The 20,102-nt window shown below is 70.0% G+C and carries 17 protein-coding genes; 10 read left to right on the top strand and 7 right to left on the bottom strand.

Features of this window, described 5'->3' with window-relative positions; all coding sequences use genetic code 11:
- Window positions 1-107: 107 nt before the first annotated feature.
- Both VSH64_RS27660 and VSH64_RS27655 read right to left on the bottom strand, forming a co-directional pair.
- Entirely contained in the window at window positions 108-1,334 is a 1,227-nt protein-coding gene (locus VSH64_RS27660; RefSeq protein WP_326565642.1) for a GGDEF domain-containing protein, read from the bottom strand.
- Window positions 1,335-2,193: 859 nt separating this feature from the next.
- Window positions 2,194-3,408, bottom strand: a complete 1,215-nt coding sequence (locus VSH64_RS27655; protein ID WP_326565641.1) for an MFS transporter — start codon at window positions 3,406-3,408, stop codon at window positions 2,194-2,196.
- Window positions 3,409-3,787: 379 nt separating this feature from the next.
- On the opposite strand from VSH64_RS27655, the gene VSH64_RS27650 reads away from it, so the two are divergent.
- Window positions 3,788-4,681: an SDR family NAD(P)-dependent oxidoreductase gene (locus VSH64_RS27650; protein ID WP_326565640.1), complete on the top strand. Its 894-nt coding sequence runs from the start codon at window positions 3,788-3,790 to the stop codon at window positions 4,679-4,681.
- Between the two features lie 51 nt (window positions 4,682-4,732).
- On the opposite strand, the gene VSH64_RS27645 is transcribed toward VSH64_RS27650, so the two are convergent.
- The gene (locus VSH64_RS27645; protein ID WP_326565639.1) at window positions 4,733-6,580 is read right to left on the bottom strand and encodes an AMP-dependent synthetase/ligase; all 1,848 of its coding nucleotides are present in this window, start codon (window positions 6,578-6,580) and stop codon (window positions 4,733-4,735) included.
- Between the two features lie 199 nt (window positions 6,581-6,779).
- Here VSH64_RS27645 and VSH64_RS27640 point away from each other — a divergent pair, with 199 nt between their 5' ends.
- The 7 genes from VSH64_RS27640 to VSH64_RS27610 all read left to right on the top strand — a co-directional run bounded on the left by VSH64_RS27640 (window position 6,780) and on the right by VSH64_RS27610 (window position 13,438).
- A complete protein-coding gene (locus VSH64_RS27640; RefSeq protein WP_326565638.1) occupies window positions 6,780-7,445 on the top strand; it encodes a transcriptional regulator in 666 nt (221 codons plus the stop codon).
- Window positions 7,442-8,626, top strand: a complete 1,185-nt coding sequence (kynU, locus tag VSH64_RS27635) for a kynureninase (protein WP_326565637.1) — start codon at window positions 7,442-7,444, stop codon at window positions 8,624-8,626. Before VSH64_RS27640 ends, kynU begins: the two co-directional genes overlap by 4 nt.
- A 215-nt stretch (window positions 8,627-8,841) precedes the next feature.
- A complete protein-coding gene (locus VSH64_RS27630; protein WP_326565636.1) occupies window positions 8,842-9,189 on the top strand; it encodes a hypothetical protein in 348 nt (115 codons plus the stop codon).
- Between the two features lie 461 nt (window positions 9,190-9,650).
- A complete protein-coding gene (locus VSH64_RS27625; protein WP_326565635.1) occupies window positions 9,651-12,077 on the top strand; it encodes a sensor histidine kinase in 2,427 nt (808 codons plus the stop codon).
- Complete coding sequence (locus tag VSH64_RS27620; RefSeq protein ID WP_326565634.1) at window positions 12,077-12,493, top strand: roadblock/LC7 domain-containing protein; 417 nt, start codon at window positions 12,077-12,079, stop codon at window positions 12,491-12,493. Before VSH64_RS27625 ends, VSH64_RS27620 begins: the two co-directional genes overlap by 1 nt.
- On the top strand, window positions 12,490-12,861 hold the full coding sequence (locus VSH64_RS27615) for a DUF742 domain-containing protein (RefSeq protein WP_326565633.1): 372 nt from the start codon (window positions 12,490-12,492) through the stop codon (window positions 12,859-12,861). Before VSH64_RS27620 ends, VSH64_RS27615 begins: the two co-directional genes overlap by 4 nt.
- Window positions 12,842-13,438 (top strand): GTP-binding protein, encoded by a 597-nt coding sequence (locus VSH64_RS27610; protein ID WP_326565632.1) that lies wholly within the window; start codon window positions 12,842-12,844, stop codon window positions 13,436-13,438. Before VSH64_RS27615 ends, VSH64_RS27610 begins: the two co-directional genes overlap by 20 nt.
- On the opposite strand, the gene VSH64_RS27605 is transcribed toward VSH64_RS27610, so the two are convergent.
- On the bottom strand, window positions 13,432-13,884 hold the full coding sequence (locus VSH64_RS27605) for a DoxX family protein (RefSeq protein WP_326565631.1): 453 nt from the start codon (window positions 13,882-13,884) through the stop codon (window positions 13,432-13,434). The two genes, VSH64_RS27610 and VSH64_RS27605, sit on opposite strands and share 7 nt — an antisense overlap.
- Window positions 13,885-13,996: 112 nt before the next feature.
- On the opposite strand from VSH64_RS27605, the gene VSH64_RS27600 reads away from it, so the two are divergent.
- Window positions 13,997-14,452 carry an NUDIX domain-containing protein gene (locus VSH64_RS27600; protein ID WP_326565630.1) on the top strand — a complete coding sequence of 152 codons (456 nt, stop codon included), beginning with the start codon at window positions 13,997-13,999 and terminating at the stop codon, window positions 14,450-14,452.
- 1,105 nt (window positions 14,453-15,557) lie between these two features.
- On the opposite strand, the gene VSH64_RS27595 is transcribed toward VSH64_RS27600, so the two are convergent.
- Together VSH64_RS27595 and VSH64_RS27590 are read right to left on the bottom strand one after the other, a co-directional pair.
- Complete coding sequence (locus VSH64_RS27595) at window positions 15,558-16,211, bottom strand: HAD family hydrolase (protein ID WP_326565629.1); 654 nt, start codon at window positions 16,209-16,211, stop codon at window positions 15,558-15,560.
- A gap of 32 nt (window positions 16,212-16,243) precedes the next feature.
- A complete protein-coding gene (locus VSH64_RS27590) occupies window positions 16,244-17,044 on the bottom strand; it encodes an alpha/beta fold hydrolase (protein ID WP_326565628.1) in 801 nt (266 codons plus the stop codon).
- Between the two features lie 1,296 nt (window positions 17,045-18,340).
- Here VSH64_RS27590 and VSH64_RS27585 point away from each other — a divergent pair.
- On the top strand, window positions 18,341-19,477 hold the full coding sequence (locus VSH64_RS27585; protein ID WP_326565627.1) for a metallophosphoesterase: 1,137 nt from the start codon (window positions 18,341-18,343) through the stop codon (window positions 19,475-19,477).
- A gap of 346 nt (window positions 19,478-19,823) precedes the next feature.
- Here VSH64_RS27585 and VSH64_RS27580 read toward each other — a convergent pair whose 3' ends face one another.
- Entirely contained in the window at window positions 19,824-20,087 is a 264-nt protein-coding gene (locus VSH64_RS27580) for a hypothetical protein (protein WP_326565626.1), read from the bottom strand.
- Between the last annotated feature and the right edge of the window lie 15 nt (window positions 20,088-20,102).

Here is a 20,102-nt window from a genome sequence, read left to right as displayed (position 1 = left end):
CGAAACTCCGGTCACGGAGAGCGAGCCGCGGCTGAATTCATCGGCAGGTTTCGAGGCCGGCCCGTCCAACGCGATTAATCGCAATTGGTTGCGCGCGGTGATTTCACTCAGACGACGCGTGGCGGCGGATCCGCGTCGGCGAACCGGACTTGATTCCGGCCGCCTTCCTTCGCGGCATACACGGCGGCGTCGGCCGCGTGCAGCAACTGTTCCACCGTCGATCCGTTCGGACCGAGCAGCGCTACTCCGATCGAGGTGGTCCGACCGGTGATGCGCGCGCGGCCACCGCGTTTGTCGGTGGTCACGATCTGCTGATCGGCGATGGCGGTGCGGATCCGTTCGGCGGCGACCTTGGCGGCCGTTTGGTCCACATCGGGCAGCAGGATGAGGAATTCTTCGCCACCGAAGCGACCGATGATGTCCTTGGGGCGCGTGATGTCGTCGAGGGTCTGGGCCACGGTGCGCAGCACGTCGTCGCCGGCGGGGTGGCCGTAGGTGTCGTTGATCCACTTGAAGTGGTCGAGGTCGATCATCAGCAACGCCAGCATTTCGTTGCCCCGCGCGGCACGCGTGAGGGCGCGGTCGGCGGATTCCGACCAGCCGCGCACGTTGAAGATGCCGGTTTTCGGGTCCGTGCGGGCCTCGGACTGCAGCTGGTTGATCTCCGCGAGCCGGTTGCCGAGCACGGTGATGAGCACCAGGATCACGATCGCCGGCGGGAAGTTCACCAGCAGGATCGTGGCGATGGTGCCCAGGCCGATGGTGGAGAGCTCCAGCAGGTTGTCGTCCTTCGTGCCCAGCACGTTGCTCAGCGTCGGCGCGGAAGTACCGCCCAGTGCGAGCAGGCTGCCGATCACGATCGCCTGCAGCGCCGCGTAGCAGAAGCCGACCAGCATGAGAATGCCGAAGAGCTTCAACGAGTTGTCCGGCGAAAGGTTCTCCAGCTCGGCCGAGGCGAAGGTCTGGTACAGCTGGTGCGCGGCGAACGCGGACACCGCGTGCGTGAAGGACGTGAACACGAACTTGTGCGGAGGCCGCCGCGAGTTGAACCACCGCTGCACCCGCACGATCACGATGAGCAGCAGCGTGAGGTGGATCGGCAGCAACAGCGCGCCGGGGAACACCCAGATGCCCGACAGGTCGATGTGGACGGCCGTGATGCGGTTGCGCCGTCGCTCTTCCTGCCGCCGCGTGAGCTGGATGTGCACCGTGGCGCACACGGCGAGGATGCCGAATCGGCCCCAGTCCAGGGCGGTCGTGGGTCCGGAGGTGACCACGCCGAAGGTGAGCAGGGCGACCGCAAGCGCTTCCCAGGCGAACAGGAAAACGATCATCGGGCGCGGCTTCGTCCACAGATCCCACGACCGCACGGGATTGCGGGAAATCAACTCACCGAGCTGTTTGCCGACACCCTGCGACCGACCGGTCGCGCTTTGTTCACCACTGCGTTCACTTCCGTGTCCACCACTTGCGCCGCCGGAAAAATCTTGGGACTTTCCGGGGTGATCATGGGCTGCACTGGGTACCCCGCGATTGGAGTCCGTGGGTTCACCGTGCGCGTGTCCGTTCTCGGGCATCGGGCTCGGCCTCCTCCGGTCTCTCGGGTCGTTCGCGTTCGGTGGTATCCACTGTGGTGCTGTTATCGCTTACCGGTATCATCGCACTCACCGACTTCCCGGCGGTGGGCCCTCCACGAGGGCTGAATTCGTGTTCCGTCCAACCGTGTGCCTCTTACCCGGAGGTGCCTTCCCCCGATGGCTGGTGAACCCTGAATGCGAATTGCAACAGTGTCACTGAGCCCTGCCCTCCAGGAGGTGTTTTCCTGATGCGCGACCGTGAAGCCTGAATCGTTCTTGTCCTTTTGCCCGGTAATTGTCAATACCCAGAGCGCGGGGAGGTGTTCCACAGTGCGTGACCGCGAGGCGTGATCCCGGTGACCGGCAACCTCCCGTTCGTCACAGCGTGAGTAAAGGAGCGACGCGATGCGTGACCGCGAAGCCTGAGCACCCGAGGTCCTCGTAATCCCCACGGACCCGAACCCCGAAGACTTCGATCCGGACATCAGAACCGGATCGCCTCGGCCGGTGAACCCGCCGGCCACCGCTCAGAGCCCCACGACTCGATGCCCGATGGCTCGGTGCTTGATGACTCTGTGCCCCACGACCCGATGCTTCACAACTCGACGCCCCACACTCAGAGTCCCGAGTCGGCCGCGACCGCGTGCCGGACCCGGGTCCACGAGAAGGCGGTGGGGATCGCCAGCGCCACGCCGAGCAGACCGGCGAGCGCGATGGCGGTGACCGCGGACCCGGTCACCTGGGCGACCACCCCGCCGAGCGCGACCCCGACTCCCTGCGCGACGCGCAGCCCCGTGCGGTAGAGCCCGCCGGCGCCGCCGCGCAGTTCGTTCGGCACCCAGGTGGCGAACGTCGCGGTGACCGTGATGATGTACGCGCCCATCGCACCCGCCAGTGCGAGGAGCACGAGAGCCAGCGCCAGGTTCGGCTGAACCAGGAACAGCGCGAGCAGGGCCAGTGACGTCGTCGCGAGAATGCCGAGCAGGCGCAGCCTGACCTGGGCCGACGCGAACTTCGACAGCAGGTAGGCACCGGCCACGAACCCCAGCGGGTCGGCAGCCAGGAGCCAGCCCACGGCCGCGGACGACGCGCCGAGCTGCTCCGCCAGCGGAGCCGCGAGCCCTTCGGGGACCACCGCGAGCCCGACCAGCCACGACAGCGCGATCAGCACCCGCAGCCGGCGCTGCCCGAACACGAACCGCGTCGCCCCGAACCACGTCGACTGCTCGCCGCCGGCGGCCGGGCGATCGTGCACCCACACGCGCACGATCACGGAGGCAACGGCGAAGCTCACGGCGTCGATCGCGAGCGCCCACGACGTGCCGACGTAGGCGACGAGCAGGCCGCCGCCGGCCAGGCCCACCAGCATCACCGTGTTGGTGGTGATGCCGCGCAGGTCCTGGCTGCGCAGGTAGATCTCGTCGTCGGTGAACACTTCTCGGGTGATGGCGTTCTGCGCGGCGTTGGCCGGCGACGCGGCCAGCTGCACGGCCACGAGCAGGCAGCAGAGCACGGCGAGCGGCATGCCCGGCAGGCTCATCAGTCCCACGAGCACCGCCTGCACCGCGGCGCTCGCGCTCAGCACCGCCCGCCGCCGGTAGCGGTCGGCCAGGAACGACAGGCCGAGCCCGCCCGCGAGCGCCGGGAGGAAGGTGAGGGCGTAGACGACGGCGGCCCAGAGGGCCGAGCCGGTGCGGTTGTAGACGAGGATGGCGAGCGCCACCTTCGCCAGCTGGTCGCCCGCGCTCGAGATGGCCTCGGCCGCCCACAGAACGCGATATTCGACGTTCCGCAGTGGCGCCGTCAGCCGTGGCGTGGCGTGGGTCGTCACAGGGTGACCACTTCCCCCTCCCCGATCGGGTGAACGTGTCCGTGGGCATTCTGCCTGGGCTGTGACGGCGGCCCCGAGGGAGTCACAGATCCCGGGCAGTGGGACAACAATCAGTATGCCGCTGATTACGCGCGGGCGAACAGCGAATGCGACCGTTCTCCCCCACTGGGCCGTTCAGGGGATACCGGCGGACCCACTCCGCGTCGGTGCTGACCTGTCCGGAGGTACCGGAGGGCTGGTCGCCTTTCACTCGCTCGGCGCAGCACGGCCACCGTTCGTCGCCGTCGCCCTGCCCGGTGCGCCGAATGGCCCAACACTGGAAAAGAGCCCGGTGGAGCGGCCCCTCGCCCCGCCGGCGCCGCGCAGTGGGGAGAGGGTTATGGACAGGCTCATGCAGGACAAGGCCGTGGTGGTGACCGGCGCCGGCCGCGGACTCGGCGAGGCGTTCGCCGTGCACGTGGCCCGCGCGGGCGGGGCCGTGGTGGTCAACGACGTCGACGCCGCGCTCGCCGAGCGCACCGCCGAGAACATCCGGCAGCACGGCGGCCGCGCCGTCGCGAGTGGACACAGCGTGGCCGACCCGGCGCAGGCCCAGTCGATCGTGGACCTGTGCGTGGACGAGTTCGGGCGGATCGACGGCCTGGTCAACAACGCCGGGCTGAACTACGAGGCGCTGCCGTGGGAGGACGACCTCGACCAGGCCAGGGAGCTGGTCGAGGTCAACGTGCTCGGGGTGATGTACACCGGCCTCGCGGCGATCAAGGCCATGGTCGCCGCCGGCACCCGGGGGTCCATCGTGAACATCTCGTCGGGTGCGTCGCTGGGGCAGCGCAAGCTCGGCGTGTACGCGGCTTCGAAGGGTGCGGTCGCTTCGCTCACTTACTCGTGGGCGCTCGACCTGGAGCAGCACGGGATCCGGGCCAACGCGGTGTGCCCGGTGGCGCACACGCGGATGGTGTGGAAATCGGAGCGGGCGCTGCGGGCGTGTCCGCCGGAGCGCACGCCTTCGCGCATCGCGCCGGTGGTGCTGTTCCTGCTCGGCGAGGGGTCGGCCGGCATCACCGGGCAGATGATCCGGTGCAACGGCCCGCAGCTGCACGTGATGGGTCAGCCGTTCCTGAAGCAGCCGATCCTCGAACGGCAGGTGTGGGACACCGAGACCGTGCAGAACGCGTTCGACGAGGTGTTCTCGGCGCACCTGGAGAACTACGGCCTGGAGAAGCGCGTGCCGCCGCGGCTTCGCAAGTGGACGGACAGCAGCCGCATCGCCTGATCCACCCCGAAGCGGCGTTCGCCGCGGTGAACGCCGCATCGGGGTGGCGGGTCAGGACGCCGGGCTGGCGGCGGCGTACAGGTTCTTGATCGCGTCGTCGTAGCGCTCGTTGATCACGCGGCGCTTGAGCTTCAGTGTCGGCGTGAGCTCACCGGTCTCGGGTGTCCAAGCCTGCGTGATCAGGTGGTAGCGCTTGATCTGCTCGATGCGCGCCAGCCGGCTGTTGGCCGAGGCCACCGCGCGCTCGATCTCGGCGAGCACCTGCTCGTGGGCGGCCAGCTCGTCGATGCCGGCGGCCTGGATGCCGTTGGCCGCGGCCCAGCCGGGCGCGATCTCGTCGTCGAGCACGATCAGGGCCGTCACGTACGGCCGGTCGTCGCCGATGGCCACGGCCTGGCCGATGAGCGCGTGTTCCTTGAGCAGGCCCTCGATGCGCGTCGGGGCGATGTTCTTGCCGCTCGAGGTGATGATCAGTTCCTTCTTGCGGTCGGTGATCCGCACGAAGCCGTCTTCGTCGATGGTGCCGATGTCGCCGGTGGCGTACCAGCCCTCGGCGTCCGTCGCGTCGGCTATGGAACCGTCTTCCTGCAGGTAACCGAGGAACACGATCGGGCCGCGCACGAGCAGCTCGCCGTCTTCGGCCACCTTCACCTCGACACCGTCGAGCGGCTTGCCGACGGTGCCCGCGCGGAACGCGTCGGCGCTGTTGGACGTGGCCGCGCCCGTGGTCTCGGACAGGCCCCACACCTCCACGATTTCCACGCCGAGGCCGGCGATGAAGTACAGGACCTCCACCGGCAGCGCGGCCGCACCGCTCGACGCGACGAGCACCTTGTCCAGGCCCAGCAACGCGCGCACGGGCGCGAGCACGGCTTCGTCGGTCTTCGCGATCCGCTCGGCGAGCTCGGCCGGCACCTCCTTGCCGTCGGAGCGCAGCTTGTAGCCCTCCTGCAGCAGGGCGTTGGCCGAAAGCAGCGCCTCGCGCCGCTCCTCGGGCACGCCGCCGAGCATGTTCTTCATGCCCGCCACCATCTTCTCCCACACGCGCGGCACGCCGAAGAAGCTCTCCGGGTGCACCTGGCCGAGCGCGGCGACGACCCCGGAGGCGTCGGCGACGGTGTGCACGTGGCCCGCCCACAGCAGCGGCAGGTAGATCGACAGCTCGCGCTCGGCGATGTGCGCCAGCGGCAGGTACGCGATGTTCTTGGCGTGCATGGGCGCGTCGTGCAGCTGCTGCACCGCGAGTCCTTCGTGGACGGCGTTGCGGTGCGACAGCACGACACCCTTGGGGTCGCCGGTGGTGCCGGAGGTGTAGATCATCGACAGCGGGTCGTCCGGCTGGATCTCCTGCCACGCGTCCTCGAACGCGGCCGGGTCCTCGGCGAGCGCCGCGCGGCCGGCTTCGCGCACTTCGGCGAACGAAACGAACCGTTCGTCGCCGGCGGGGATGGCCGCCGCGTCCATCACGACGATGTGGCGCAGCGCGGGGAGGTCGTCGAGCACCGGCAGCCAGCGCTCGAGCTCACCGGCACCGCCGAGCACGACGACGGGCGCGGCGCTGTGGCGGGCGACGTAGCGGATCTGGTCCGGGCTCAGCGTCGCGTACGCGGTGCACGGAATGGCGGACAGGTGCACGGCGGCGAGGTCGGCCACCAGGTGGTCGGGACTGCTCGCGGCCATGATCAGCATGCGGTCGCGCCGGCCGAGGCCGAGCCCGGCCAGGCCGCGGGAGAACTCGGCGATCGCGGTGCGGAACTCGCTCCAGCTCAGCGTGGGGTGACCCTTTAGGTCGAGCGAGGTCACGGCGGGGTGCTCGCCGTATTCGGTGGCGTTGCGGTGCAGCAGGCGGGGGATCGTCAGACCCTCTGCCTGGGCGGCTACGGACTGCTGAGTGGTCAACGCTGGCCCTCCTCGGTGGTGCTGATGACCGACCACTGTAGGGGCTCCCGGCCGGTGTGGATAGAGAATCGCGGCCACCTCGCGTGCCCGCGTGGACTCCACGGTGAACCTCGCAAAACGGTCTATTTTCCACCGGCTTCGGAAAAGATCCACTTCGGCGGATCCTGCTTGAATGGAAGCCCCACCCGAAGGAGTGCCCGTGCCCGCTGGTGAAGAGCCCGCCCGCGAACTGTTGAGCGAGATCCAGCGTGAGCTCGCGCCCCGCGACGACGACAACCGGCTCGTGCCCCTCGTCGCGTCCGGTGCCGCGCCGCGGCCGGTGTTCGCCGCGATCGCCGCCGAGGAGCGGTGGATCGTGCGCAGCGACTGGCGCAGCTTCCACGCGCTCGCCGCCCGAGCCGACGAGCCGCGGGCGCGAGAGTTCTTCGGCGGGCTCGCGCCGGGGGAGCAGCTCGCGCTGGGCAAGCTCGACGCACTGGCCGCGGCGGCCGGCGAGGATCCGGGCACCGAGCTGCCGCGAGCGGGATGCCAGGCCTACCCGGCGTATTTCGCCTGGCTGGCGCTGAACGGCGAAGCAGCCGAAGTCGCCGTCGCGATCTTCGCGAACTTCGCCGCGTGGGGTCGGTACTGCGCCGCGATCGCCGCCGGCATGCGGGAGCACTACGGCTTTGCCGACAGCGCCTGCGCGTTCTTTGACTTCTTCGCCGCGGACGTTCCCGAAATCGAAGAGCAAGCGCTCGCCGCGATCCAGGCGGGCCTCGACGCGGACCGGCTCGACGCGGGACGCGCGCGCACGTACGCCCGGCTGTTCCAGAGCTACGAGCTGATGTTCTGGAACACCCTCGCCGACGAGTTCCGCGCATGATCCGCGACCTCACCGCCGATCTCACCGCGGAAGCCACCGCGCTCGACGCTGCCGATCCGTTGGCCGCGAAGCGCGCGGAGTTCGACCTCGACCCGGCCGTCGCGTACTTCGACGGCAACTCCCTCGGCGCGCCACCGCGCCACGTCGCCGAACGGCTCGCCGCCGTGGTGCGCGAGCAGTGGGGCGGCCGGCTGATCCGGTCGTGGACCGAGGGCTGGTGGGACGCGCCGGAGCGGGTCGGGGAGCGGATCGCGCCGCTCGTCGGCGCGGCCCCCGGCCAGGTCGTGGTGGCCGACTCGACGAGTGTCGACCTGTTCAAGGTGCTCGTGGCGGCCGTGCGCGCGAACCCCGGCCGCGGCGAGATCCTGCTCGACGCGGCCACCTTCCCGACCGACGGCTACGTGGCCGATCAGGTCGGGCGGCTCACCGGACACGCCGTGCGCCGCGTGCCGGTCGCCGAACTGCCCGCCGCGTGCGGTGAGCAGACGGCCGCGGTGCTCGTGAACCACGTCGACTACGTTTCCGGCCGGCTGCACGACATGGGGGCGGTCACCGCCGCGGCCCACGCGGCGGGCGCGGCCGTGGTCTGGGACCTCTGCCACAGCGTCGGCGCGATCGAGGTGCGCCTGGACGAGCACGAGGTCGACTACGCGGTGGGCTGCACCTACAAGTTCCTCAACGGCGGGCCGGGCTCGCCGGCGTTCGTGTACGTGGCGAGCCGGTGGCAGGCGGGGTTCGACCAGCCGCTCGCGGGCTGGGCCGGGCACGCCGACCCGTTCGCGATGGAAAGTGCCTACCGGGCCGGCACCGGGATCTCGCGGGCACGAGCGGGCACGCCGGACCTGTTGTCGCTGCTCGCGCTCGACGCCGCGCTCGACGTGTGGGACGACGTCGACCTCGCCGTGCTGCGGGCGAAAGGCTTGGTACTGGGCGATTTCTTCCTGCACTGCCTCGACGAGCTGCTGCCGGGCGCCGACGTGCCGACCCCGCGTGATCACGCGCGCGGGCACCAGATCTCCGTGCGGATGCCGGACGCGCGGCGGACGATGGCGGCGCTGCACGAACGCGGGGTGCTCGGTGATTTCCGGCCCCCCGAGGTACTGCGGTTCGGCCTCGCGCCGCTCTACACGCGCTTTGCGGAAGTGCTTCGCGCGGTCACGACCTTGCGTGAGCTGAGCTGAACGAAAAGGCGAACCGAATTCACGGAAAATCGCGCTTTTCCTGGCTGAATTGATCCACGCATCGTCCCTTCGGGTGAGCGACCGGGTCAGTGGCGGGCGGATCACGGCTATGATCGAGGCTTGCTTTTCCGCTGGTGAGCGCACCGCGGCTCGGCGGGACCCGTGCGAGTGGGGCACGGAAACGCCGGCGTGGTTCCGGGGCGAAGGGGGCGGCCGTGGCCGGTGCACGTGTTCGTGAGGTTCCGCTTTCGTATGTCGGCACACTGCTGGCCGGCATCGCCATCGGAATTCTGTTGGCCGAATTCGGTGATCTGTTCCTGCGGTTCCCGGTCGAGTCGGTGCTCGTTCTGGTGCTGGTGTGCTCGGTCGTCGTGCTCGGCTGGGCGTGCCGGGAGATGCTGCACGAGCTCGTGCAGCGGAGCCGGCGCGGCCGGGGTGGCCGGGGCGGCGACGGCGGTGGGGAGCCCGCGCGGGAAGCCGAGCCCGACCTCGATTGGCCCGACGTGCCGCGCTTGCTCCTGCACCGCGACGGTGGCTCGCGACCGAACGGCGTTCGGCGCTGAAAAGTGGTAATCGCCGCCACCTCGGACGCGATTCCGCGGCCTGTGTAGTCCAATTCACGCCTTTTCGTCCTCGCGTGCACTACGCGGCCGCGCGTAAGGTCGCCGTCACGGTCCGTCGGTGCCTTCCGTGACGGACCTCACCTGACGATTCCGGCGTTCTTCACCCCCGGCCCACCTGGCCGATAGCGCGCCGCAGGTCATCGCGGCACCGCCGTCCGGCCGATTCCTCGCGCGACCGAGCTCACTGGTCACGTGGTGTATTTCCCAAGCGCCGCCTGGGGTTGTGAGACGATCACGGGAACGTGATCGGGATTCGCGTCCGGACTTGACGTGCTAGCCCGGCCTGCCTAACGTCGTCGCGGGCGATGGACCACGGTGAGTTGATCCGGCTGGTCGGAACCGGGTGGGAAAACCCTGGATGACCCGAATACCTTGTACTGCCGGAAGGAAAACGGACCACGGTGAAGCGTAATTCTGTTCGTCGCAGCCGCGGCTCGTCGATTCGGTCGCGCGTGCTCGCGATCGCGCTGATTCCGAGTCTCGCTCTCCTGCTGGTGGGGGTCGCGCTCGCCGGTTACCTGATCACCGACGCGCTGAAGGCGCGCGACTACGCGCAGAAGATCCGGACCTCGGAAGGCCCGGGCATCCCGTTCATCCTCGCCGCCGAGCAGGAGCGGCAGCTGTCGATGAGCCTGCTCGCCGGCCAGGCCGACGCGCGGCAGGCGCTGCTGGCAGCCCGGCCGAAGACCGACGCGGCGGCCGCGCAGATCAGCTCGGTGCTGGAAGGCAACTTCGCCGACGACAAGACCGTGCCCGCGAGCGTGAAGCAGAACATCACCACGTTCGTCGGGCTGTACTCGAAGGTGCCGCAGGTGCGCCAGCAGGTGGACAGCTCGCAGCTGCCGCTGCTGCAGACCTTCACCTTCTACAACCAGATCATCGACCAGTTCACCCAAGGTGTGGCCGGGCTCGCGCAGGCCGCGCGTGGTGCGGACAACGCCTTCGCGCGCCTCTCGGCGATCCCGATCTTCAACGCGGCCGAGGAGATGCAGCGCAGCGACGCGCTGTCGGCGGCCGGGCTCGCTTCGGACGGCCTGAACGGCGACGAGCAGCGCGCGTACATCGGGCAGATCGGCGCGTACCACGCGCAGCTCGAACAGTCCGTGCCGCAGATGCTGCCGCAGGTGCGCGCGAGCTACGACAAGCTCGTGGCCGGCGCCGACTGGCGCACGGTGACGCAGGTCGAAAACGCGTTCCTGTCGGGCGAAAAGCAGCTGCCCGTGCCGCAGCAGCAGTGGCGCGACGCCGCGCACCAGGTCGCCACCACGCTGATGACGATGTTCGTGACGCAGAGCGCGAACGCCACCAACGCGGCGATCGCCGACGCCGACACCACGCTCACCAACTCGATCATCGCCGGTGCGGCGGCCGTGCTCCTCGCGATCATCGTGGTGCTCATCGCGCTGCGCCTCTCGCGCCGGTTCATCGCGCGCCTCGCGCGGCTGCGCGAGGACACGCTCGACGCGGCCGAGGTCCGGCTGCCCGAGCTGGTGGAACGGGTGCGGGCGGGCGAGCCCGTGGACCTCGAAGAGGGCGGGCACTTCCTCGACCACGGCGACGACGAGATCGGCGAGGTCGCCGAGGCGTTCAACAAGGCGCAGCAGGCGGCCATCGCCGCGGCCGTGGAAGAGGCGAAGACGAGGGAGGGCACCAAGACGGTGTTCCTCAACATCGCCCACCGCAGCCAGGTGATCGTGCACCGGCAGCTGAAGGTGCTCGACGCGGCCGAGCGCAAGCAGGAGGACCCGGACCAGCTGGACACGTTGTTCCAGCTCGACCACCTCTCCACCCGCGCCCGCCGCAACGCCGAGAACCTGATCATCCTCGGCGGCGGGCAGCCGGGCCGGCAGTGGCGCAACCCCGTGAGCCTCACCGAGCTCGTGCGCGGCGCCGCGGCCGAGACGGAGGACTTCTCGCGCGTGAAGACCGCCGCGCTGCCTTCGGTCGCCGTGCGCGGCCCGGTGGTCGGCGACCTCGTGCACCTGCTCGCCGAGCTGATCGACAACGCCACGTCGTTCTCGCCGCCGGAGGCGCGCGTGGAGCTGCGCGGCAACGTGGTCGGCAAGGGCGTGGTGATCGAGGTCGAGGACCAGGGCCTCGGGCTGGAGAAGGACCAGACCGACGAGATCAACGCGATGCTCGCCGACCCGCCCGACTTCGGCATCATGGCGCTTTCGGACGAGCCACGGCTGGGCCTGTTCGTGGTGGCGCGGCTGGCTTCGCGCCACGGCATCTCCGTGCACCTGCGGGAATCGGCCTACGGCGGCACGCGGGCGATCGTGCTCGTGCGCCGCGATCTGCTCGCGCCGCTGAGCGAGGCGACGCCGGACGTGGTGGAGGAAGCGGCCCCAGTGCCCGAACAGCCCGTGCAGGATCCCGCGCGCAGGAACCGGGTCGGCCGGCGGGCGGCGCGGTTGCGTCCGGAAGGTGTGCCCTCGCCACCCGCGCTCGTGGAACCGGTGGAGCCCGCTCCGGTCGAGCAGCCGGCGGCCCGGGTCGAGCAGCCCGCCGCGCCGCGGGCCGCGCGGCCGCCGCGTCCGCCCCAGCCGGCGTGGCCCGCGCACGAGCCGCGGCAGGCGCCCGAGAACGGCCGGCCGCAGCAGCCCTACCGGCCCGAAGCGCCCGGCCGGCCGCCGTTGCCGCAGCGCCGGCGTCAGCAGAACCTCGTGCCGCAGCTGCGCGAGGACCGGCCGACGCAGGAGCAAGGAGACGTGCGCGAGGACACGCCCGAACTCGCCCGCAACCGCCTTTCGGCGTTCCAGCAGGGCACCCGGCGCGCCCGGGACACGGAAGTCGACTACGACAACAGGTACGGAGATCACGACTGATGGCCAACAACGGCGTCAACGAGCTCGACTGGTTGCTCGACGACCTCGTCAAGCGGGTCGCCGGTGCCGAGCGGGCAGTGGTGCTCTCGTCCGACGGGCTGCTCATCGGCCGGTCGGGCAATCTGTCCGAAGAGGACGGTGAGCACCTCTCCGCGGTCGCCTCGGCGTTCCAGAGCCTCGCGCGGGGCACCGGGCGCCACTTCGGCGGCGGCAACGTGCGGCAGACGATGGTGGAGATGGACCACGCGTTCCTCTTCGTGATCGCCGCCGGCCGCGGGGCGTGCCTCGCGCTGCTGGCGAGCGCCGACGCGGACATGGGTCTCGTGGCCTACGAGATGAACCTGATGGTGAAGCGGGTCGGCGCGGTGCTCACGGCGGCGCCGCGGGCCGGAGTGGTCCAGCGGACTTCGCCATGAGCGGCCGGCACGAGGCCTGGTTCGACGACGAGGCCGGGCCACTGGTCCGGTCCTATGCCGTCACGGGCGGGCGCACCCACTCGGACACGCTCGGGCTGGACCTGATCACGCTCGTGGTGGCCATGCGCACCGCGCGCGAGGTGGCGTCGATCGAGCCGGAGTACGCGCGGATCCTGAGCCTGTGCCAGAAGCCGACGTCGGTCGCCGAGGTGGCCGCGCGGGTGGATCTGCCCCTGCCGGTGGTGAAGGTTCTGCTCAGTGATCTGATCGAGTCGAACCTCGTGCTGTTCCGCACCGCGGCACCCCCGACCGAAGCTCCGAACAAACACGTACTCCAGGCGGTTCTCGATGGCATCCGGAAACTCTGAACCCCGGCGCGCGCTGACCGCGACGGCGGTCAAAGTGCTGATCGCCGGCGGGTTCGGGGTCGGCAAGACCACGATGGTCGCGTCGGTCAGCGAGGTCCCCCCGCTGCGCACCGAAGAGGTGATCACCACCGCGTCGGAGGGGATCGACGACCTTTCGGGCGTGGAGCAGAAGACCACCACCACCGTGGCGCTGGACTTCGGGCGCATCACGATCAACCCCGAGCTGATCCTGTACCTGTTCGGCACGCCCGGGCAGGACCGGTTCTGGTTCATGTGGGACGAGCTGGCCGAAGGCGCGCTGGGCGCCGTGGTGCTGGCCGACACGCGGCGGCTCGAATCGTGCTTCGCCGCGGTGGACTTCTTCGAGCGACGCGGCCTGCCGTTCATTGTGGGCGTGAACTGCTTCGACGGCGCGTACCGCTATGGCACGGAAGAAGTCCGGGCCGCGTTGGATCTCGACCCGGACGTTCCGCTGCTGCTGTGCGACGCCCGTGAGCGGGAGTCGACGAAGCAGGTGCTGACGATCTTGATGGAGCACGTGGTGAAGCACAGTGACCTGGCGGCTGCGGGTTACTGAGGGTTCTGGGTGTTGCGGTTGCGGTTGCTCAGGGCGAACGCGCCCGGGCCGACGACGGCGATCGTGAGGAAGATCCAGGAGTAGAGCGCGGCCGGCTCGCCCATGTTCTGCATCGGCAGCAGGCCCAGCGGCGCGTGGACGGTGAAGTAGGCGTACGCCATCACGCCCGACAGCACGATCGCGGCCGGTCGCGTCGCCACACCCAGCAGGATCAGCACGGCGCCGACGACTTCGATCACGCTGGCCCAGAAGCCGGGGAAACTGCCGAACGGCAGGGCCGCGCCTTGGCCGTCGATGCCGCCGAAGAGGCCGAAGCCCTGCAGGCCGTGCAGCAGGAACAGCGTCGACGTGACCACGCGGAACAGCGCGAGCACGACCGGGCGCACGCGGTTGGCGGTCTTCTCGGTGGTCTTCGCGACGGCCTGGGTGCGGGTGATGGTGGTCATTTCGGGTTCCCTCCGATTGGTTTCGCCTCTTGCCAGTGCGTCGGACGGGCCCGACCCGGATCGACACGGGTGCGGAAACTTTTTTCCCGGCGGGTTCGGGCAGACTGGCGCGATGGCTGCCAAACACAGCGCCGGACTGCTGCTCTTCCGCCGGCGCGCCGAGGTCGAGGTCCTGCTCGCGCACATGGGCGGGCCCTTCTGGGCGAAGAAGGACGACGCCGCGTGGTCCCTGCCCAAGGGCGAGCTCGAGGACGGGGAGGACCCGGAGTCCGCCGCTCGGCGCGAGTTCTCGGAGGAGCTGGGGCTTCCGGCGCCGGACGGCTCTTGGCTGCCGCTGGGGGACGTCCGTCAGTCGGGGAAGGTCGTCACGGCGTGGGCGGTGGAGGCCGAGCTGGACCCCGCGGCGGTGGTGCCGGGCACGTTCTCGCTGGAGTGGCCCCCGCGCTCGGGGCGGACGCAGGAGTTCCCGGAGGTGGACCGGGTGGAGTGGTTCGGGCTGGAGGCGGCCCGGGTGAAGTTGGTGAAGGGGCAGCGGGCGTTTCTGGATCGGTTGGAGGAGTTGTGCTGAGGCTGTTGGGGTGTTCGGGGTGCTGAGCTGTTCGGGTTGGGGTTTCTGCTCGGGTTGGCTTATTGAGGCGCGCTGACTGCTGAGCGGGCTGATCGCTAGGGCGGGTTGACTGCTGAGGCGGGTTGACTGCTGAAGCTGAGTGTCCGCTGGCTTGCTGTCTGTCGGCTTCACTGTTCGCTGGCTTGGCTGTTTGCTCGCGTCAGCTGTTCGCCCGGACCGGACTGTCCGTTGGGCAGGCCTGTTCGTCGGGGTTGGCTGTTCGCCCGCGCTGGACTGTTCACTGGGCTGGGCTGTTGGCTCGGGTCGGTTGTCCGGTGGGCTGGCTGTTTTGCCGGGGTTGGGTGATTGCTGGGGCCGGGCTGTTTGCTGGGTCGGCTGTCGGCCGGGCTGGGCTGTTCGCTCGGGCCGGTTGTCCGCTGGGCCGGCTGTTTGCCGGGGTTGGGTGGCTGCTGGGGTTGGGTTGTTCGTTCGGGTCGGCTGTGGGCTGGGCCGGGCTGTTGGCTCGGTTTGGTCGTCGGCCGGGCTGGGCTGTTGGCTCGGGTCGGTTGTCCGGTGGGCCGGGCTGTTCGTTGGGGTTGGGCGACTGTTGGGGTTGGGTTGTTCGTTCGGGTCGGCTGTGGGCTGGGCCGGGCTGTTGGCTCGGTTTGGTCGTCGGCCGGGCTGGGCTGTTGGCTCGGGTCGGTTGTCCGGTGGGCCGGGCTGTTAATCGGGGTTGGGCGACTGCTGGGGTCGGGCTGTTCGCTCGGGCCGGCTGTCCGCTGGGCCGGGCTGTTCGCCGAGGTTGGGTGACTGCCGGGGTTGGGTGTCGCTCGGGTTGGCTGTCGCGGTGGTGAGGGCGGGCTGGTCGGCGCGCTGGTGTTGGTGGCGAAGGGCGGCGGTGTGCGACCGATCGCCGGGTCCTGGGCTCGGGCATCCTGCGTTCGGTTGGGCCGCAGTTCGGTTGTCTGGCGCATGCAGACGGTCGTGGCGGGCTCGTCGGGCGATGCCGGGACAGCGTTCGGAGGGCGATCGCCTGCTCAGGGGTCCGTGCCGCGGTGGTCGTGGCCTGGCCGGGCGTCGGCTCCGTGCGGGGGGAGGTGTCGGGGCGCGGCCGGCGCGTCGGCGGTCAGCCGAGCAGGTCGAGGATCTCGGCCAGGGGTTTGGCGGTGAACGAGGGCAGCACCAGGTCGGCGTGGCCGAAGTCGAGGACGGCGGTGATGGCGTTGGGGATGGCGACCGTCGGGATGCCTGCGGCCTTGGCGGCGGTGACGCCGTGGGGCGAGTCCTCGAACGCGATGGCCTCGGCCGCCGGCACGCCGAGGGTGGCGAGGGCGGCGAGGTAGGTGTCGGGGCGGGGTTTGGCGGCGTGGCGGTCGCCGGTTTCCACGGAGGCGAAGCGCTCGGTGAGGCCGAGGCGTTCGAGCTGCCCGTGGACCCAGGCGCCGGACGAGCTCGACGCGACGCCGAGCTTGAGGTTCCGGTCGGCGGCTTCGTCGAGGTAGCCGAGCACCCCGTCGCGCGGCCCTTGGGTGGCCAGCAACTCGTGCACGCGGGCGCGCATGCCGGGGCGCACCTTTTCGAGTTCGAGGCCCGGCACGTGCTCGCCGAGCAGCTTGAGCATCGTGACCGCGGTGTTCTGCGTGCCGATCACGGTGTGCCAGACGTCGAGGGGGAGCTCGCGGCCGTGGCTGCGGAACATCTCTTGCCACGACTGCAGCACGGCGTATTCCGTGTCGGCGAGCGTTCCGTCGAAGTCGAAGATCAATGCTCGCGTGGCCACGGGGCCAGCTTGCCGTACCGGGTCCGGCGGTGTCAGCGCGGTGTGAAGAACTCCGCAAGCACCGGCGCGAGGGCTTGGGCTTTCACGAGGTGCGTCTGGCCGGGCAACGTGCGGTACGTCGAGCCCGGCAGCCGCTGCGCCAGCTGCGCCACCCCGTTGCGCATCCACTGCGGACTCTTGCCACCGTCCACGACGAGGCTCGGCGCGGCGATGCCGGACCACCGCTCGTCGGGCAACGGCCGGCCGGCTTGGTTGCCGTCCATCACCGCGTTGTCGTACGGCAGCGTGAAGGCGACCCGCTTGAGCTTCGGCCACGCCGGCATCAGCCGCATCATCGCCACCATCGGCCCCGGCAACCCCACACCCACCCGCATGAAGAGCCGGACGGCCTCCCCCGAGTTGCCATCCGCGACGGCCTTCTCGAGCTTCGCGGTGTACCCGGCCGTCAGCGCTTCGCGCGTCCCATCCACCACAAACGGCGGCTCATACACCGCGACCCGATTCACCGGCACACCCCGATGCGCGGCCTCGAGCGCCAGCACGGCGCCCGAGGAGATGCCGAAGAGCCCCGCTTCGCCGCCCGCTTCCTTCACGATGGCCGCGAGGTCCTCCACCTCGCGCTCCACGCTGTAGGGCAGCGTGTTCCCGCTCTCGCCGCGGCCGCGCCGGTCGTAGGTGAAGACCGTGAAGCGGCCCGCGAGCTCCTTCGCGATGGCGTCGTTGGGCGTCGAGCCGCGGTAACACATGGCCCCATCGACGAGCACGAGTGCCGGCCCGGTGCCGATGCGGGTGTAGCCGAGGGTGGTTCCGTCGGTGGAAACGGTGGTGGGCATGGGGGTGTCCTTTCTTGGGGTGCTGGGTTTGTGGTTGGTCTGTTGGGGAGAAGGTTGTCACCGATGGTTTGGATTGTCAAGACAAAAAGATTTGTCGGTGGTGGCTGGGGTCGTGGTTGAGGGAGGCGGGCAGGGGCGGTAGGCGGGATTGAGCTCGATCCGCATCGGGTGTGGGGTGATGGCGAAATGAGGCGCTATCCGCTTGTCGAGCTCGGGGTTTACCGCGTCGCGGTCTACGGCCTTGCCGGGTTCGAATGCCGGTCTAGCTCGCCAGCCGAGGTGGACCCTCACGTGCGGCGGTGGACGACGCGACCATTCACCCTTCGCACCGTGTGCAGCGCTGTGTTCTACGGCCCGGCCGAGCTTGGTGTCGCCCTGGCGCGGGAGCGGAAGTGGGTTTCGGCGCGCGGCGATAGGCAGCGCGACCTTCGCCCGGCACTTCATGTACTGGGCGGCGGTCCATGGCCCAGCTGAGTTGGCGCCGGTCCGGCCCGGGAGCAGCGGTGGGCACCGGCGCATGGCGAACCGCGGCGCGGGCTATTCGTTCGACGATCGTGTGCGCAGCGTTGTGCTCCGCGACCTTGTCGCGTTTGGTGCCGGTCTGGCAGGACAGCCGGAGTGGGTTTGGTACGCGGTGAACCGCGGCGCGGCGATTCGCCCCGCACCCTTGTGCACAGGGCCGCGATCTCCGGCCTTGCTGAGTTCGAATGCCAATCTTGCGTGGCAGCCGAAGCGGGCATCGGCACTCGGCGATCGGCGGCGCGACCATCGCCGAGCACCGTGTACGCGGTGCTCCAGGGCGTAGGTGAGTCCGGCGGCGGTCTGGCGTGGGAGTCGAGGCGGGTCCTGGCGTGCGGCGAACCGCGGGTGCGAGCATTTGCCGCGCACTGTCGTTTAGGGGCCACGGTCTACGGCTGAGGCGAGTTTGGTGCGGGTCTGGCGCTGCGGTCGAGGCGGGTATCGGCGTGCGGCGATCGGCGGCGCGACCATCGCCGAGCACTGTGTGAGGCGGTGTGTTCTGCGACCTGGGCGAGTCCGGCGGCGGTCTGGGGTGAATCGCGGCGCGGCCATTTGCCGAGCATCGTGTGGGCGGTGCCTGCTTCTTGCGCTCGTCGGGTTCGGCTGCGTGGTCGGGGGCTGGGCTCGCGGGGCCGGCTTGGTTTCGGGTGATGGTCGGCGGTTTGCGGCGTGGCGGGATGTGGCGCGGGGTGTCGGGAGGGGGCTAACAGCCCATTGGGCCGTTAGGTGCAGAGTCCGGCTACTCTGGGTTGGGTTGGCGAAGGGATGGCTTGCGTGATGCGTGGGGTTCGTCGGGCGGCTGCCCTGGTGGTGGCGTTGCTGTTGTTGTTCGGGGAGCCCTGGTCGGTGTTCGTGTTGTTGCCGGGGTGGTCCGGGGCGGGCACTGCCGGGGGGACGGTGGTGTTCGCGGCGGCGATGGTGGCGTTCCCGGTGCTGATGTTCCTGGGGCACGGCCCGCGGCACAGTGACGCGGCGGCGCGGGCCGGGGATGTCCTGTTGGGGACCGTGTGGGTGCTGTTCACGTGGAGCGTGCTGGGGCACGTGCTGCGGTTGGCGCTGCTGATCGCGGGCGTCGACGACCCCGCGCGGCCACGGATCGTGGCGGCGGTGAGCCTGGCGGTGTCGGTGGTGCTGCTCGTGGTGGGCAACCGGATCGCGATGCGGGTGCCACCGGTGAAGGAAGTGGACGTGGTGATCCCGCGGCTGGGCGCGGGCGTCGACGGGCTGCGGGTCGCGGTCATCACCGACACGCACTACGGGCCGCTCGACCGCACCAAGTGGTCGGAGAAGGTGGTCGCCGAGCTGAACCGGCTGCGCGCCGATGTGGTGTGCCACGCCGGCGACCTCGCCGACGGTTCGGTGGCGAAGCGGCGCAAGCAGGTTGACCCGCTGGGTGGAGTCGAGGCCGGCCTCGGCCGCTTCTACATCACCGGCAACCACGAGTACTTCGGCGAAGCCCAGGCCTGGCTCGACCACATGGCAAGCCTCGGCTGGGACACCCTGCACAACCGCAGCACCCTCCTCGAACGCGGCGGCGACCACATCCTCTTCGCCGGCATCGACGACCCGACCGGCGCCTCCTCCGGCCTCCCCGGCCACGGCCCCGACCTCCCCGCCGCCCTCGCCGGCGCGGACCCCGACGTGCCCGTCGTCCTGCTCGCGCACCAGCCCAAGCAGGTGACCCAGGCCCGCGAAGCCGGCATCGACCTCCAGATCTCGGGCCACACCCACGGCGGCCAGATCTGGCCCTTTCACCTCCTGGTCCGCCTCGACCAGCCGACGCTGTCCGGCCTCAGCTCCCACGGACCGCGCACACAGCTGTACAACAGCCGCGGGTCCGGTTTCTGGGGCCCGCCGTTCCGGGTGTTCGCGCCGAACGAGATCACGCTGCTGACGTTGCGCCGGGCGGCTTGACCTGTCGGGTCGTGGTCCTTTCGCATGGGCGGGAGCTGCGCAAGCAGTCGCACTAAAGGCGCGGGTCGGAGTTCGGGGTCCGCGGTTCCGGGTGTTCGCGCCGAACGAGATCACGTTTCTGACGTTGTGCCGGGCGGCCTGACCTGTCGGGCCGTGGTCCTTTCGGGTGGATGGCGGGCTGCGCGCGGCCGTACCAAAGTCGCGGCTCGGAGTTTGAGGTCCTCTGGTCCGGGTGTTTACGCGAGATCGGGTCACGTTGCGCCGCGCGGCCTGACCTGTCCGGTTCGCCGTTGTCTCATGCGGACAGTGGATGGTGTGCGCTGGTCCACTGTGGAGCGGGCTCGAGCTAGGTCACCCACCTCCATTCGCGGCGGCCTGGTGTGAGGACTTCCGTGGCGAGGTGGGCTTGGGTCGCGGGCAGGAATCCGCCGAGGTAGGCCAGGCCGGCGGCGGTGGTGATGTCGATCGTGCCGTTGTGGAGGGCGGTGAGGGTGGTGGGCAGGTGGGACGCCAGGGCGTCGTGCAGGGCGGTCACAGCTTCGGTTTCGGGGTGGGACAAGGTGATTCGGCGGGAGATCTCGGTGGCGGTGTGTGCGGTGGAGGTCTTCATGAGGAAACTTTATCG

It is taken from the genome of Amycolatopsis rhabdoformis (assembly GCF_035918295.1).
Taxonomy (GTDB): Bacteria; Actinomycetota; Actinomycetes; order Mycobacteriales; family Pseudonocardiaceae; genus Amycolatopsis; species Amycolatopsis rhabdoformis.
Note: the sequence above shows the minus strand (reverse complement) of the source record. Positions and strands in the feature narration are given on the sequence as shown.